Genomic DNA, 15,767 nt, shown 5'->3' on the forward strand with positions numbered 1-15,767 from the left:
ATTCATATGAATAGTAACTGGTTTAAGCTTTTAATGAAAGCAACCAAGGTTAGATACGGGAAGAACTTATTGTTGAAGGGCATGCCGGTAATCTTCAACAAGTCCGGTGCAGAGCTTATAATCGGCGATAATGTAACGATAAATTCGTCATTCCTATCTAACCTGGTTGGCTTGTATCAGCGGACGATTATTGTAACAAGGACCCCTGAGTCAAGGATTCATATTGGTAGTAACGTTGGTATCTCGGGAGCAACGATCTACGCCAGGAAATCAATTACTATTGGCGAGAATACGTTGGTTGGTGGAAATGCCAAGATTCTGGATAATGATTTCCACCCTCTTGAGATAGAGGCGAGAAATGCCGACATTAAAGAGAAGATTGGTGCGAAGCCGATCACAATAGGTAAGAATTGCTTTATTGGTTGCAATGCTCTAATTCTAAAAGGAACGATACTTGGAGATGGTTGCATCGTTGGTGCTGGAGCTGTAGTTAGTGGCGTCTTTGAGGATAACTGCGTAATAGCTGGAAATCCGGCAAGAGTCATCAAAAGATTTTAACCCACTTACATTTAACGTAGTGGAAAGGAAATGACAATGGTAGATCTTACGGTAGTAATTATCACGAAAAATGAGGAAATGAACCTCAGAAAGTGTATTGAATCGTTCCATGGTATCGCGAAACGATTTGTAATAGTAGATAGCTATAGTACGGACGGTACAGAAAATCTTTGCAATGTTTTAGATTCTGAACTTCAGACTATTGGCAGTAAATTGGACTTTTATCAAAACGAGTTTGTTGATCATGCAACCCAACTAAATTGGGGGTTTGCGAATACTGATATAACAACAGAATGGTCCATGCGCATAGATGCTGATGAGGAGTTAATGGAAGATCTAGCTACTGAAATAAATACAAAACTTACGGACATGACTTCTGATATAAATGGGATTGTTCTTCGTAGGAGAGTGTATTTCATGGGTCGCTGGATTAAACATGGAGGGCGTTATCCGGAACTTCTGCTTCGTATATTCCGAACGGGGAAAGCAGCTTGCGAACAGAAAATTATGGATGAACACATGGTTCTACTTGAAGGTAAGTCTATTGAGTTTAAACATGATCTGATTGATAACAATACAAAGGATCTTGAGTGGTGGACTAATAAGCATAATTGGTATAGCAATCGTGAAGTTCTAGATTACCAGAGAACAATAGCAATCGATTCTACTGAATCGCAAAATGGCAAATTAACAAACCAAGCAAGAATGAAGCGAGTAGTTAAAAATAAAGGCTACTACGGATTGCCTAAATTTATCAGAGCACATTTATATTTTATCTATAGATACTATATTAAACTAGGTTTCCTTGATGGACCTGAAGGAAGGATCTTTCACTTCTTGCAGGCATATTGGTATAGATTCTTAGTAGATGCCAAAATGTATGAGTGTGAGAAGTTTGATAGAAAAATGGGGGTTCAAAGGGAATTAAAAGCCTAATAAGGGTGAAGTAATAATGAAAAAGAAGATAATAGTTATTAATGGACAATACCTCCCTGGCTATAAAGGGGGAGGTCCTATTCAGTCCTGTGTAAACATGATAGAAAACTTAAAAGATCAATATGATTTCTATGTTTTAACTGCGGATCGAGATCATAAAGAAGAACAACCTTATAGTAATGTAAAGATAAATGAATGGAATCAGGTGGGGCCGGCTAAAGTATTTTACATGAGCCCTGATTTTCAAAATTTAGCCGGTTTTCATAAAGTGCTTAAATCAATTGACTATGATGCAATGTATCTCAATGGTTACTACTCGCCAGTTTTTACAATTATGCCACTAATACTGAAAAGATTGGGTAAATTAAAAAATAAAAAAACTATCCTTACTCCACGAGGAGATTTTACAGGTGGCACTGAAAATAAAAAGCTCAAGAAGTACACATTTATTTATTTAAGTAAATTAACAGGACTTTATAATAATTTACTATGGCATGCTACAAGTGAGCTAGAGTTAAAAGATATTAAAAAGAAATTCAAAAAAGCTGAAGTTTTAAATATATCAAACCTTGCATCAAATTATACTCCAGTGGCACCTTCCATCATTAAAAAAAGTGGTGAACTTCGGTTAGTATTCGTATCAAGAATTTTTCCAAAGAAGAATTTAAAATATGCTCTAGAAATATTAAAGGAAATAAAAACAGGAAAAATAACTTTTGATATTTTTGGACCAATGGAAGATAAGTTGTACTGGGAAGAGTGTACCGGTCTAATTAATGATATGTCTGATAATGTTAAGATTTCCTACAAAGGTGAAGCACCTCACTCAGAAATTGGTGATATTTTCGGTAATTATCATGCATTTTTATTTCCAACTTTAGGGGAGAACTATGGACACGTAATTGTTGAATCTATGGCAAACAACTGCTTAGTGATCCTCAGTAAAGGTGTAACTCCATGGGATAGCTATGAAGAAATTGCAGCTACAGTGGAACATTTATCAAATAAAGATGGATTCATAAAAATTATTAATTACTTAATAGATATGGATGAAAAAGAGTTTTCTATTATTGTTGAGAAGAACCAGAAATACATTGAAAGCCATTTATTAAATGGAAAGAAGCAGAATATTCAGGGTTATACCGAGTTATTAAGCTAATATTCATATGGAGGGAATAAGATTGAAAAAAGTTGCATTATTTCATCCATATAAACATCACTCGTATTACTCGTTAAAGGGAATCGCTAAATATACAAACCAAGTAATCGGAGTATATGGATACTACTATAAAGGCGATATATTAGATAGATTGGTTATAAAAACAAAACAAAAAAAGAAAATTGAAGGCTATGAAGATCGAGAAACTAGTCGATTTGTAAGAACATCGTTAGTAGTAAAAGGGTTATACCTACTTAATAAATTTATACCCGTACGATTTGAACTATTATATTTTAAAGTTTTTCAGCTCTGGAGTAAAAAATTTATTAAAGATCATGAGGTTATTCATGTGCTGCAGGACTATTTAAATGGAACAGTTCGCTGGGCATATGAGCAAAAGAAAATAATAGTTTATGAGCATATTCAGCCTTTTGCTAAATACCAAAAAGAAAAGTTGTTAGAAGAAATAAGTAAATTTAATTATCCCCTGGAGTATGCGGATGCTAAGTTTTCAAACGAAATGATTCAAAATCAAATTGAAAATATTAGAATGTCCAATGTCATTATTGTAGCATCACAAGCATCATATGATTCTCTTTTACCTTATGTAAGTGAAGATAAATTACGTTTAATACCATATGGATCGATTATATCCAATAGTAATATTGAGGAAATAACCAATAGAATTAATGAACGGAAAGCTACCAATATATTAAGAGTTTTGTATGTAGGAGCATTTAATCTGACTAAAGGAGTACAGTATATCATCGAAGCTGCTAAACAACTGATTGGTGAGGATATAGAATTCACTTTTATAGGGAAGCCAACTTTTGAGCATGATAACGTACTAATAAATGCAGTTAAAAATCTCCCTAATGCAAAATATATTGAAAGTGTCCCACATGTAGAAATATATAAACAGTACTGTACTCATGATTTATTCGTTTTTGAAGCGCTTTTTGAGGGTTTTGGTATGGTTACACTTGAAGCAATGACATATGGATTGCCGTGTATAGTAGCAGAAGGTGGTAAAGGAGTTATTGTTCATGGCGAAGATGGCTATGTGCATCCGAATGGCGACGTTAAAGCATTAGTAGATTATATTAAGTATTTAAATAAAGAACGTGAAGTGCTAGTAAGAATGGGGAGAAAAGCATTTCAAAATGTTCAAAACTATACATGGAGCCGATATGAAGACGGGATTAAAAATGTATATCTTGAGCTTGAAAAGCTATAATTTGTCCGAGACAGTGGACATCGGGAGAAAATATGATAGTTAAAAATTATATATACAACATATTGTACCAAGTGTTCGCAATGCTTGTTCCAGTTATTACTGCCCCTTATCTTGCAAGAGTATTAGGGGCATCAAATCAAGGTATATATAGTTATGTCAATTCAGTAACTTACATTATCAGTATCTTAACGTTACTTGGTATTTATAGTTATGGGAATAGGCAAATTGCTTATGAACGTGACAATCGCTCAAAAATGAGTCAGACATTTTGGGAGATCATGTTTCTAAGATTAATCCTTACAGTAGTAGGAACATTAATATTTTTTGTTTTTGCAATATTGTACAAATCGTATACTGTCTATTTTTTTATATATTATCTTTATCTTTTAGCGCAGTTTATTGATTGTACATGGATTTTTGTTGGTCTTGAAGATATGAAAGTTGCTGTTATAAAGAATGCAATAACAAAGATACTTAGTACGATTGGAATATTTTTATTTGTAAAAAATAGCAATGATGTGGGTGTTTATTTATTAATTCTTGGCCTTTCAGTATTTGTATCAAATCTACTTTCATTTACTCAGTTGAGGTTCTATGTAGATAAACCAAGAATAAAAGTAAATAATATCATTGTTCATCTCCGAGGATCTTTAAGACTGTTTTTGCCAATGGTTGCAACATTATTATACTTACAATTTGGTAAAGTGATGATTGAATACTTCACGAGAGAAACAAGTCAATTATCCTATTATGATAATGCCGAAAAAATCGTTACCGTAATACTAACTTTAATAACTGCATTAAGTACTGTTATGATGCCTCGGATTGCCAATGAGTTCAGTAAGGGTAACGATAATAAAGTACAAGATTACCTTATTAAATCAGCAAAATTCTCATTATTCTTAGCTTTCCCTATGACATTTGGATTAATAGCTATTGCGAAAAGTTTAGTTCCTTGGTATTTAGGGAATGATTTTTTACCTGTCATATATGGAATTATAATTATTAGTCCAATTATTATTGCGTACTCGCTGGAAGGCGTTTCTGGAAGGCAATATTTCACTGCTACAAATCAAACCAGAATCTTAACCCTTGCATACACTATCACTGCAATTGTTAATCTCATATCTAATATAATATTAATTCCTATATGGGGCTTTTTGGGTGCAGCCGTAGCAACATTAATGTCAAGTTTTATAACAGTTGTTATTCAGTACATCTACATGAATAGACAGGTATCAATGAAAACACTTATAAGAAGCTTTAGAAACTACTTTTTTTATTCGGGAATAATGTTTCTTATTGTATTTATTATATCGTATAGAATGTCACCAACTATTCTTACTACAATTATTCAAATATCGATCGGTGCAATAGTATATTTATTGCTTTGTATTGTAACAAAAGATGAAATATATATAGAGATGGTTAGGTGGAGTAAAAAGAAAATTGTAAGGAAATCGGAACGAAAATAAAAAAACGTGGTCATCTTCATGAATTGAGGAATAATAATGCGCAATAATAGAAAAATAATTTATTTGAATAATTACATGTCTACTCAAATTGCAACATTGCGGAATAGCCAAAATATCTACTCACAGCCTGCAAACAACAAAATTTTAGGAATAAAAAAATCTCTAGAAGCAGCGGGAGCTAGTGTTAAAGTATTGTCCAGTGGCCTAGTTAATTCAAAAAGTTTTAAATGGCACAAGCGAGTAGAAGAGAAATCCAACTTAATTGATGTCGTTTATTGCTCAATATTGGATATTCCGTTGATAAGTACTATCGTTTCTATAGTGTTTATGTTTTTTGAGATTCGAAAAGAGCATAAGAAAAAATCCATAGATAATTTGATCTTTTATAATTATAAGCCAGAAGTCGCATGGGCTGCCTGGTTAGCGAAAAGGATATTTAATATTCCTATTACAATTGAATATGAGGATGGTTATTCAAATATTGATTCTGTAAAAGGCTTTAAAAGAGTTTTAATGAAACTAACTGAAGATGTAGTATCCAAAAATATCTCATCTGCAATCACAGTTAACTCCCTACTTGCTGAAAAGCAATCAGTTCCGAGTGTCGTAGTCAGGGGTGTAACTGATGCAAACTTGTATTTAATGAGGGAGAAGCACAATAAAAGTAAAAGATCAATGCCAATAATTTTCTATGGTGGCGGACTTGATAAAGAAAGAGGGATAGAAATTCTTCTTGAAAGTTTAAAATACATTACAAAAGATTTTAAACTTATTATCACAGGAAAGGGTAAAATTACAATTGACGATCCAAGAGTTGATTTTAAAGGATTTATTGATTATGAAAGTATGTTAAGTTACATGCTCGATGCCGATATTTTAATTCAATGCCAGTTAAGTCAACATCAATTTGGTAACAGTTCTTTTCCATCAAAAGTATTTGAATATATGGCAACAGGTAATTTAATAATATCTTCAGAAGTTGCCGACATTAAGGATTTTGCTGGCGATGCTTTTTATTACTACCAAAATGATGATCCTAAGCAGTTAGCAAAGGTAATAATAGCTGCGTTAAATGATGACTCTAATACTCATAGAAAAATTGAAACTCATAAGTTGAGTGTTGATAATTTGCCGAAAAATATCGGTGATAAGTTAATTGGTATTCTCAAAAATAGTTAGTTAAAAATAGTTCTGTTCATTAAAGTGTTCCATAGGTAGTAAATTGTTCATGGTTTTAAAAGGAATTTGATTATCTGGTATTGATTGTTCTTGATCAACTGTGCGATGGTTGAATATTGAATAGGCCGACCTGAGAAAAGAAAAGTCTAGATGTTAAAGGTTGAAGACAGACTGGCGATGCTAACTAGGCGCAATGAGGTGGATCAATGGTGAGTTCAAAATTAATAAAGGTAAATCAAAAGGAAATAAATAGACCAAACAAAATGATTGAGGCACTATTTATATTAACATTTCTATCAACAGTATTTGCTTATCTGCCACAAGTTATCAGTGCTGCGATACATAATGTGCCCATAATGACAGCAGTATCTTATTATGACACGGGAATAAATTCAGCATTGGCTAACTTTAGAAATCTAAAAGAATTACTTGTAATTATTGCTTTGGCCGTTGTCTGTTTAAACTTGCTAAAAAAAAACAGAGCCCGTATGTTTGTTGTTTTAATTTCTGTATTTATCATTCTAATAGCTTTAGGTACGGGTTCACTTCTGTTTTCAGATAAATTCTCAGTATGGATGGTTCTAGCTGGTATAAGAGGCATGTTGTTTTTCTTAGTTTCGTTACTTTTTGGGAAATATTTTATTAATAAGTATTTTGTTAAAAAATTTCATAACATTTTGAAAGTTACATTAATAATTGAACTGATCGTTGTATTAATTCAGATGTACATAATAAAAAGTAACCTAGGATATTTTTCATTAGGGCAATTTAGATTGTTAGGGACTTTTGGGCATACTGGTGGTTTTGCAGCTTATATTATAGGCTATGGGATGTATTTATATGTTATTAAGTTTTATTTTAGATTAGTGAAAAATAAACAATATTTGTTTGAAATGTTTTGTTTGCTTGCTTTAAGCATCTGTACAGGTACTCGAATGATTATTATCCTGTTTCTTCTTTTAATTATGACATCGATTTTTATGTTTATTAATAAAACAAATAAAAAATCAAATAAGCTTGAATTAGCAATTATGGTTCTATTTCCTTTTGCCTTACTATATTTTCTGAAAATTTCTGAGAGTATAGCTAACAGAGGGAGTGCTGTGGAAGCCAATTTAACAGGTGGACGTATTTTTGTTATTATTGATTATCTAACGAAAAGCACCCCTAAGGAATTATTAATTGGAACTGGAATAGGATATGGAACAAATTCGGGAGTCATATTAAATAGAGAGCTTAATATGAGTGATGTACAATCTAGAATAATGGATGGGACATTTAACACTCTAATCACACAATATGGTCTTGTGATATTCACAATTATCTTTATGGTAGTTATTTTTACATATTTAAACTTAATTAATAAATCAAGAGATAGACCGCTATTTGTATGTGTATTTATAATAACCAATGTTTTATTATTTATTAATACAAATATATTTGAACAATATTCATTGACACTTTTACTTGTCTTATCGACTACCCTAATGTTTTCAGATATAATACCTGAGCCAATAATTCAGTCCAAAGAACAACCGAATGTTCAGTTAATGCATAGAGAATTTAATCAATAATAAAGATGCCATTTAATTTTATGTAAAACTGAGAATAAGATAAAAAAATGTTGATGGATATTGTGTAGAATAGGGCGAGAAGATATTTGAAATTGTTAATATAATAGAGTGCGGAGGTGCCTTATGAAATTGGTCTTATTATCAGGTGGTTCAGGTAAGAGGTTATGGCCGCTTTCAAACGATGCTAGATCAAAGCAATTTTTGAAGGTGCTAGAGAGTGAAGACCAAGAACTCGTCTCCATGGTGCAGAGAGTATGGGGGCAAATTAGTGACAATGGTTTAGCTGATTCCAGTTATATCGCAACAGGCAAAGCCCAGATCGAGATGATGTATAATCAGATCGGACCATCCGTCCCACTTATAATTGAACCTGAGCGTAGAGATACTTTTCCAGCTATTTCCTTGACAGCCTCGTACTTATACTCGGTCGCCAATGTTGATTTAGATGAAGTTATAGCCATATTACCAGTGGATCCTTATGTAGAGGGCCACTTTTTTTATGCCGTAAAACAGTTAGAAGCTACCATTCAGCAGACTCAAGCTGATTTAGCCCTGATCGGAGTTAAGCCTACATATCCTTCAGCCAAATACGGCTATATTATTCCTGAACGTGAACAAGAGGCATCTGATGGTGTTCTAAAAGTCAGTCACTTCCAGGAAAAGCCTACTGAAGAGGCAGCTGTCGGATTAATTGAGCAGCATGCTCTGTGGAACTGTGGTGTATTCTCATTCAAACTTGGTTATCTAATTAACATTCTTAAGGAAAAGGGCTATCCGATTCAATATGAGCAGCTTGTTGAGCAGTATCATGGGTTGCCGCAGATCAGCTTCGATTATGAAGTTGTTGAGAAGACGAAGAACATTGTTGTAGTACCGTATGCTGGTTATTGGAAGGATCTTGGTACGTGGAATACATTAACGGAAGAGATGGGACAGAGCCAGATTGGCAGAGGAACGATCAGTGAGGACTGTGTAAATACTCATCTGGTTAACGAGCTCGAGATTCCGGTTACTGTACTTGGAGTTTCCAATGTTGTGGTAGCTGCTAGTCCGGATGGTATTCTTGTGACGGATAAGAGTGCAAGTCCCAGGATTAAAGATTTTATTAATTATGATCAAGGCCCTATGTTCGAGGAGAGGGAATGGGGTTGGGTCAGAATACTGGACGATGAGCGTTACGAGGATGGTCGTACCGTAATAACGAAGCGTGTGGCAGTCAAAGCGGGTAGGAATTTTAGTTATCTCATGCACTTAAACCGTGAAGAAGTATGGACGGTTGTAAAAGGTGAAGGGGAGTTCGTACAGAACGGCGTGCCGATGAAAGTGAAAGCTGGTAATGTCCTGCATATTCCAATGAAGACTTTGCATAGTCTTAAGGCAATTACCGATATGGAGATGATTGTTGTCCATAGCGGATATTCGGATGAAGATAAGGTGATGGAGCTGTACTCTACCTGGTCAGAGATGTCCGAACACTGCCTTAATATTTCAATGAGATAATGAACACGAAAACGATCGCTTATTACGTTTCCGATTATGGTTATGGCCACGCGACAAGAAGTATTGCTGTCATTCGTGCTTTGCTTCAAGTTGCAGAGCAGTCTTATAGACTTGTCCTATGTTCTTCGGACAAAGTATTAGCCTTTATGCAGGCGTCACTTTCCGGCTATCAAGGGATCATTCAGTATCGCAGATGCATCTCGGACGTGGGTTATGTTCTTCAGCCAGACAGCATTGAACCTGACACAGTGGCCTTTGCAGCAAAGTATCACGGATATATGGAGAACTTGCCCTATGAGGCGGCAAGGGAGGCAGATTTTCTTCGAACGGCTGAGGTCAATCTCGTGATCTCAGATATTTCTCCTATTGCCTTTGCAGCTGCGAAACAGGCTGAAATACCCTCGTTAGGAATATCTAACTTTACTTGGTATACGGCCTATTTGGAAATGATCAATCATTCTGCTCTCCAACCATTATTTGCTGTCTATGCTGCAATGGATTATTTTGTTCGTTTGGAGGGTGCTTTTGAACCGAACTGGGGGCAACGAGGAACTTTTCAAGCGGATTTCTTCAACAGGGAAGTGGATCAGCAGGAAGTAAGCCGTATTTTACAGACCATTAATCCTGGCAGGCAGAAGAGAGTCGTCTATTTTGGTATTGGAATGAGTATAAATGTACAAGAATTGGCCGCGTTGAAGCTGTGGGAAGACGATGCTTGCCTCTTTATTGTGTCAAGCAACATGAAGGTGGAGCATAAGAATATTATAGCTATTCCGGCTTCCTACACGGAGTCGCAAAATTATGTTGCAGCATCGGATCTTGTTATTAGTAAGCCGGGATGGAGTACGGTTGGAGAAGCGGTGGCGCTTTGGAAGCCATTACTCCTGCTTCATCGAAGCAAGATGAAAGAAGATAAGAATACGATTCGGGCTCTTCAAGATCGTCACCCCTATCGAATGATAGAGTGGGGGCAATTAATGGCAGACAACATGCATGACTTTATAGATAGAGAGCATTTCTTTGAAGATACTCGGCAACGTAATGGAGCAGTTCATATTGCTGAATATCTCAAACAAATTGTAGGGAGTGAGTTAGGATGAAGCTGGCGGTAATTGGTACCGGATATGTTGGCTTAGTCTCTGGGGTGTGTTTCTCTGAACTGGGCAATGAAGTTATTTGTGTAGACAATGCCCTATCAAAGATCGAGTTATTGAATAATGGTGAAGTCCCTATTCATGAGCCTGGTCTTAAGGAACTAATTGCAAGCAATACGGAAGCGGGACGCTTGTCCTTCACAACGAATCTGGCTGCTGCCGTGAATGCCTCAGAGATCATTATTATTGCTGTAGGCACCCCATCCTTGCCAGATGGAAAGGCCAACTTGGCCTATATTGAGCAAGCGGCGGCGGAGATTGGCCGCGCCATTAATGGATACAAAGTTGTCGTTGTGAAAAGTACGGTACCGGTAGGAACAAATGAGAAAGTTGCAGCTATTATTCGAAATTATGCGACGGAATCCTTCGACTTTGCTTCTGTTCCTGAATTCCTGCGAGAGGGAACAGCTGTTAAAGACACATTGAATCCAGATCGTATTATTATCGGGACGGAAAGTGAGCGTGCAGCTGAGATGCTTACTGCGCTGCATCGTCCATTAACGGATCAAATTACCATTACCGATGTGCGCAGCTCGGAGATGATTAAGTATGCTTCGAATGCCTTCTTGGCTACTAAGATTTCCTTCATTAATGAGATCGCCAATATCTGTGAGAAGGTAGGGGCGGATGTGGAGGAAGTAGCGAAGGGAATGGGGATGGATCGGCGTATCGGTTCCTCTTTCTTGAAGGCGGGTATCGGGTATGGCGGATCTTGCTTCCCGAAGGATACGCAAGCTCTCATTCAGATCGCGGGACAGATGGATTATGATTTCAAGCTGTTGAAGTCCGTAGTTGAAGTGAATCGGGATCAACGCTTTAATGTTATTCGGAAGCTGGATGAACTGCTCGGAGACGTTACAGGAAGAACGATTGGAATCTGGGGATTGGCTTTCAAACCGGAAACAGATGATGTTCGTGACGCTCCAGCCTTTGAGATTATGGAGACATTATTGGAGCGGGGAGCATTGGTTAAAGCCTATGATCCTATTGCATCGAGTAACTTTGAAAAAGCCTTTGACCGTTCCGAGGTGGAATACTGTACTTCTGCCCAAGAGGCTGCTGAAGGTGCGGATGCGCTGTGTATTCTAACAGAGTGGAAAGAGTTTGTTGATATCCCATTGTCGGATATTCAAAAATGGCTAAAAACGCCGAACTTAATTGACGGTCGTAATATTTATCGGGAAGAAGATTTGGAGGCATTGCCATTTGCTTATTATTCTATAGGAAGACCGAAGATGAACAATGGAGTAAAAGAAACAAAACCTATATTATCCTTATAAATATATATTTAATAAGAATATAGATACAACGATTTTTCCCCCCTTCGCTCTTAATAGTAGGAAGTAATTTGTTATTTCTAATATAATATTTTAATCGGAGGAAAAACTTTGGAAGGTGCTAATATAGTAAGAAATACTATTACAACTCAGTCTAAACGAAATATATTACTTGACTTAATAAAAGGTGTGTCTATTTTATTAGTTGTTATAGGGCATAATATTCAATATGGATCAGGAATAAGTTATTATCATAGTGAGCGATTTTTTGGTAATCAGCTTTTTATTTTCATATATAGTTTTCATATGCCTCTTTTCATGCTAGTTAGTGGTTATTTGTTCTGGAATTCAATTAAAAAATATGAGTCCAAGAACTTAATTTTTAATAGAGTAATTACATTAGTAGTACCCATAGTTACATGTACAGCAATCGAAAGTTTATTATTGTTAATTCAAAAGATGAGTTTTTCAGTCGATACAATTGAGGGGTTTGTTTCATCGATAGTATATAACTTATGGTTTTTGTGGGCGATTTTGTTTTGTTCTATAATAGTTATATTAGTTAATAAGTATCTAAATGATAGTCTGTATGTGTATTGTTTGATAATATGTTCTTTTTTATTTTTACCTGATAACTATAACTTATATCTTTATAAATATATGTTTGTTTATTTTGTTTCAGCTTACGCATTCAATAAGTTTTGCTTAGGGAGCAAATTAATCAATTTATCAATTAGGCTGAAAATTTTAGGATTGTTCTTAATATCTTTGATTTTCTTCGGACTGCTATTTTTTTATAATTATGATTCTTTTGTTTATACAAGTAAGATAGCAATATATCAGAAAGAAGACATGCTATATCAATTGTTCGTGGATTTATATCGTTGGATAATTGGTTTTTTTGGCAGCGGATTTATGATTTGCGTATTAATACTTTTTAATAAAATCAGTAACAATCGCACTGTTGTGTTGTTGAAAAGGACTATTTCATTAATTGGTCAAAATTCATTAGGCATTTACATGATAAGTACAATATTTATTAATGTTAAAATCTTATTGCCTTTGACTAAAAACGGTGAGCCTGATTTATTAATGCTAATTGTTGAAACGATAACAGTATTAACAATTTGTTATACTGTCACTGAAATTATTAAGCATTTTAGGTTTACTAATAAATTTTTACTGGGTGGTAGATAGGCGGAGTACTAAGTATACAAATTGCGCATGAGCAGGAGATTTCACAGATATGGAAGTTACAAAACAAATTCAGAGACGGAAGCTAAAGCCTTGGATGAAGTGGGTAATCGGTACCGCTTCATTTTTTGTTGTTGTCGCTTTGATCTTTACGGGAGTCACGTACTATTACATCAAATCTATTGATCTCAAAGATATTGCATCCCGTCATAACAGTGATGTAGTTGACGGCTCGACTGAGAATAAGTCAGAGCCTAAGAAGCTGCCAGCTATTATAGAGAAACCAGTCGAGAAAGCTAGTCAGCTAATTGGCGGTGAAAAGATCGACAGTGTAGATGCCCTTGATGTTGCAGCTATTCTACTGAACTCGGGTCTTAGCTTGAAGCAAATTTCTTATCTTCAAGGTAATGCTACTACAGACTTACCGGTTGAAGAGAAGCAAAAAATTCGTGATATCTTATTGTCTAAACTCTCCGATGAAGAAGTTAAGTTGCTGAAATCTATTACTAAACAATATGGAATTGGACTTAATATTCTTAACCCAGATTATCCAATTGAGTGGGTGGGTGAAAGAGATCCACAGAAGATGAAAGAAAACAATGAAGCATGGAAGAAGCTTCAGCAATCGAAGCCCGTCGATACTGGAACTAAATCAGAAGATAAGCCTGCCGAAACCAGCAAGCCAACAGAACCTGAGAAAACACCAGCACCAGAGCTTACTACTGATTTAAAGCAGGTCAAGCAATCCATCGATTCCAAGACAGAGTCGCAATTAGCATCGCTTTCCGGAACCTGTAAGGCCAAAAGCAACGCCATCCTCCAGCAGATCGTTGGAAACGCAGATGGAGTTACGGTTGAGGATCTTCAAAATAAATATCTAGGTAAAGTCATGGAGGCCGAGGGCTCTTGTGATGCGCAGTTCCAGGGCATCGTGAGTCAAGCGGCCTCTAGTTATGCTGACGCAGGAATTGATAGCCGTGCAATGCCGGATTGGAATGCGAAGTATGAAGCAAGCAAGCAAAGTGTACGAGCATCCGCGATTAGCGCTATTGCCAAAGCTATTAAATCATAATAAACAAGAGGAGAATCAAAATGATGAAAAATTTACGCCATTACACACTCATGCTGTTAATTGTTGCTTTATGTACTGTTCTGCCGCTGACAGCCGGTGCTGCATCCAGCTCGGTTACCGTTAAGACGCAAGCCGTTAACCTGAAGTTTGATGGGCAGTCGCTTGCTTTGCCAGACGGACAATATGCTTTCATTTATCAGGACCGTACTTATATTCCGGTTCGCTTCATCTCTTACGCGCTGCAGAAGTCGGTGAAGTGGGATCAAAAGACTTCTAAAGTTACCGTCTCCGAACCCACTGCAGCGGAGAAGGAAGCTCTTGCGAAGCTGCTTGCTGGTGCAGCTGCTGGCGGTGCACAGCCTGCTGCTGGTAAGAGCATTACGATTAAGCCGGTTCAAGCTACGCTTGTCTTTGATGGACAGGCAAAAGCTCTTCCTACAGGTCAGTCGCTTTATTCGATCAACAACAGCATCTATGTACCGCTGCGCTTCATGTCCGAAGCGGTAGGAACAGATATTAAATGGGATCAGAAGACTAACAGCATTACAGGTGAGTCTCCTGCTTATCAAGCGGCGCAAGGCGGCGGAAATACTGGTGGCGGTACAACAAGTGGAGGTACAACTGGTGGTAAGGACCCTTCTGGTGAAACGAAGCCAAGCTATGAGTCGATTACAAGCAGTGCTGAAGCCAAGCTTGCTTCCCTTAAAACAAGCTGCGAAAGCACCTTGGGTGGCTTGTACTTCCAATACTTAGCGGCCACAGATGACACAACCAAAGCTACTCTGAAGTCCCAAGGGCAACAAGCCATTTCCAAGTGTCAATCTGATTTCGAGAAGATTATCGCTGATACGACAGATGCGCTGACGAAGAATGGCTATAGCACAGATGTTATTGCGAGCTATAGAACGGAATTTGATGGTTATATGAAGCAAATTAACGATCTTGCTGCATCCTTGAAATAAAACCAAACTCCCCCGACGGCTCGGCCGTCGGGGGAGTTTTCTTATGTTTATATGATTCTATGTATGGCAATATCATTTAATGAGATAGAGATAGATTATCTGAACAGCCGAGAGCGTTTGTTGTTTCGGTATTTGTACCAGTAGTCGCCGTTCTCGTCTTTAAATACTCGTATGCCTACCACCTTAAAGGGTGTCCAAATCTCGGAGAACATCAAATAGCCAGCCATTCTCTAACCTCCTAAAATGAATGATCACACAAATGGCCGTTTTCAAGGACATTCGTGATGGTTCATGCTTCGTAAGCATGGCCCTAATAAAAAACTAACCACAATAGAATTTATTAGCTTCAAAATACAATGAAACTAGAAATTCTATTTGGCGATAAAACCTACCTATAAACGTGGTCGCTCATCATTGATTGACTGCGATAAAAGGTTTTATCACAAGTTTCATATATTTGTATAATACCAAAGAATGGATGTTAAAAACA

At 36.5% G+C, this 15,767-nt stretch carries 14 protein-coding genes; 13 read left to right on the plus strand and 1 reads right to left on the minus strand.

The window, feature by feature from the left end; genetic code table 11:
- Window positions 1-6: 6 nt before the first annotated feature.
- From ACR9FF_RS02315 to ACR9FF_RS02375, 13 genes are all read left to right on the plus strand, one after another.
- Window positions 7-558: an acyltransferase gene (locus ACR9FF_RS02315; protein ID WP_435168676.1), complete on the plus strand. Its 552-nt coding sequence runs from the start codon at window positions 7-9 to the stop codon at window positions 556-558.
- A gap of 30 nt (window positions 559-588) precedes the next feature.
- Entirely contained in the window at window positions 589-1,494 is a 906-nt protein-coding gene (locus ACR9FF_RS02320; RefSeq protein WP_435168678.1) for a glycosyltransferase family 2 protein, read from the plus strand.
- A 16-nt stretch (window positions 1,495-1,510) separates the two neighbouring features.
- Entirely contained in the window at window positions 1,511-2,653 is a 1,143-nt protein-coding gene (locus tag ACR9FF_RS02325) for a glycosyltransferase (protein ID WP_435168680.1), read from the plus strand.
- Between the two features lie 22 nt (window positions 2,654-2,675).
- Complete coding sequence (locus ACR9FF_RS02330) at window positions 2,676-3,890, plus strand: glycosyltransferase family 4 protein (RefSeq protein WP_435168682.1); 1,215 nt, start codon at window positions 2,676-2,678, stop codon at window positions 3,888-3,890.
- A gap of 32 nt (window positions 3,891-3,922) precedes the next feature.
- A complete protein-coding gene (locus tag ACR9FF_RS02335) occupies window positions 3,923-5,365 on the plus strand; it encodes a flippase (RefSeq protein ID WP_435168684.1) in 1,443 nt (480 codons plus the stop codon).
- Window positions 5,366-5,401: 36 nt separating this feature from the next.
- Entirely contained in the window at window positions 5,402-6,544 is a 1,143-nt protein-coding gene (locus ACR9FF_RS02340; RefSeq protein WP_435168686.1) for a glycosyltransferase, read from the plus strand.
- A 206-nt stretch (window positions 6,545-6,750) separates the two neighbouring features.
- Window positions 6,751-8,118, plus strand: coding sequence for a hypothetical protein (locus ACR9FF_RS02345; RefSeq protein ID WP_435168688.1), 1,368 nt, complete (start codon window positions 6,751-6,753; stop codon window positions 8,116-8,118).
- Between the two features lie 123 nt (window positions 8,119-8,241).
- Window positions 8,242-9,618, plus strand: coding sequence for a sugar phosphate nucleotidyltransferase (locus ACR9FF_RS02350; RefSeq protein WP_435168690.1), 1,377 nt, complete (start codon window positions 8,242-8,244; stop codon window positions 9,616-9,618).
- The gene (locus ACR9FF_RS02355; RefSeq protein ID WP_435168692.1) at window positions 9,618-10,718 is read left to right on the plus strand and encodes a hypothetical protein; all 1,101 of its coding nucleotides are present in this window, start codon (window positions 9,618-9,620) and stop codon (window positions 10,716-10,718) included. The genes ACR9FF_RS02350 and ACR9FF_RS02355 overlap by 1 nt, the downstream gene beginning before the upstream one ends.
- Window positions 10,715-12,052: a UDP-glucose dehydrogenase family protein gene (locus tag ACR9FF_RS02360; protein WP_435168694.1), complete on the plus strand. Its 1,338-nt coding sequence runs from the start codon at window positions 10,715-10,717 to the stop codon at window positions 12,050-12,052. Before ACR9FF_RS02355 ends, ACR9FF_RS02360 begins: the two co-directional genes overlap by 4 nt.
- A 108-nt stretch (window positions 12,053-12,160) precedes the next feature.
- Window positions 12,161-13,246, plus strand: coding sequence for an acyltransferase family protein (locus ACR9FF_RS02365; protein WP_435168696.1), 1,086 nt, complete (start codon window positions 12,161-12,163; stop codon window positions 13,244-13,246).
- Window positions 13,247-13,295: 49 nt separating this feature from the next.
- Window positions 13,296-14,315, plus strand: coding sequence for a hypothetical protein (locus ACR9FF_RS02370; protein ID WP_435168698.1), 1,020 nt, complete (start codon window positions 13,296-13,298; stop codon window positions 14,313-14,315).
- Window positions 14,316-14,335: 20 nt separating this feature from the next.
- Complete coding sequence (locus ACR9FF_RS02375; RefSeq protein ID WP_435168700.1) at window positions 14,336-15,277, plus strand: stalk domain-containing protein; 942 nt, start codon at window positions 14,336-14,338, stop codon at window positions 15,275-15,277.
- 95 nt (window positions 15,278-15,372) lie between these two features.
- Here the strand turns inward: ACR9FF_RS02375 and ACR9FF_RS02380 are convergent, their stop codons facing one another.
- The gene (locus ACR9FF_RS02380; RefSeq protein ID WP_268960397.1) at window positions 15,373-15,504 is read right to left on the minus strand and encodes a hypothetical protein; all 132 of its coding nucleotides are present in this window, start codon (window positions 15,502-15,504) and stop codon (window positions 15,373-15,375) included.
- Window positions 15,505-15,767: the final 263 nt, after the last annotated feature.

This window comes from Paenibacillus glycanilyticus (assembly GCF_051200795.1).
Taxonomy (GTDB): domain Bacteria; phylum Bacillota; class Bacilli; order Paenibacillales; family Paenibacillaceae; genus Pristimantibacillus; species Pristimantibacillus glycanilyticus.

What these genes read in the sequence shown, in the direction of transcription:
- ACR9FF_RS02375 (WP_435168700.1), top strand. Translation starts at nt 14,336, where the DNA reads ATGATGAAAAATTTACGCCATTACACACTCATGCTGTTAATTGTTGCT.
- ACR9FF_RS02325 (WP_435168680.1), top strand. Translation starts at nt 1,511, where the DNA reads ATGAAAAAGAAGATAATAGTTATTAATGGACAATACCTCCCTGGCTAT.
- ACR9FF_RS02380 (WP_268960397.1), bottom strand. Translation starts at nt 15,504, where the DNA reads ATGGCTGGCTATTTGATGTTCTCCGAGATTTGGACACCCTTTAAGGTG.
- ACR9FF_RS02350 (WP_435168690.1), top strand. Translation starts at nt 8,242, where the DNA reads ATGAAATTGGTCTTATTATCAGGTGGTTCAGGTAAGAGGTTATGGCCG.
- ACR9FF_RS02360 (WP_435168694.1), top strand. Translation starts at nt 10,715, where the DNA reads ATGAAGCTGGCGGTAATTGGTACCGGATATGTTGGCTTAGTCTCTGGG.
- ACR9FF_RS02355 (WP_435168692.1), top strand. Translation starts at nt 9,618, where the DNA reads ATGAACACGAAAACGATCGCTTATTACGTTTCCGATTATGGTTATGGC.
- ACR9FF_RS02370 (WP_435168698.1), top strand. Translation starts at nt 13,296, where the DNA reads ATGGAAGTTACAAAACAAATTCAGAGACGGAAGCTAAAGCCTTGGATG.
- ACR9FF_RS02320 (WP_435168678.1), top strand. Translation starts at nt 589, where the DNA reads ATGACAATGGTAGATCTTACGGTAGTAATTATCACGAAAAATGAGGAA.
- ACR9FF_RS02315 (WP_435168676.1), top strand. Translation starts at nt 7, where the DNA reads ATGAATAGTAACTGGTTTAAGCTTTTAATGAAAGCAACCAAGGTTAGA.
- ACR9FF_RS02335 (WP_435168684.1), top strand. Translation starts at nt 3,923, where the DNA reads ATGATAGTTAAAAATTATATATACAACATATTGTACCAAGTGTTCGCA.
- ACR9FF_RS02340 (WP_435168686.1), top strand. Translation starts at nt 5,402, where the DNA reads ATGCGCAATAATAGAAAAATAATTTATTTGAATAATTACATGTCTACT.
- ACR9FF_RS02345 (WP_435168688.1), top strand. Translation starts at nt 6,751, where the DNA reads ATGGTGAGTTCAAAATTAATAAAGGTAAATCAAAAGGAAATAAATAGA.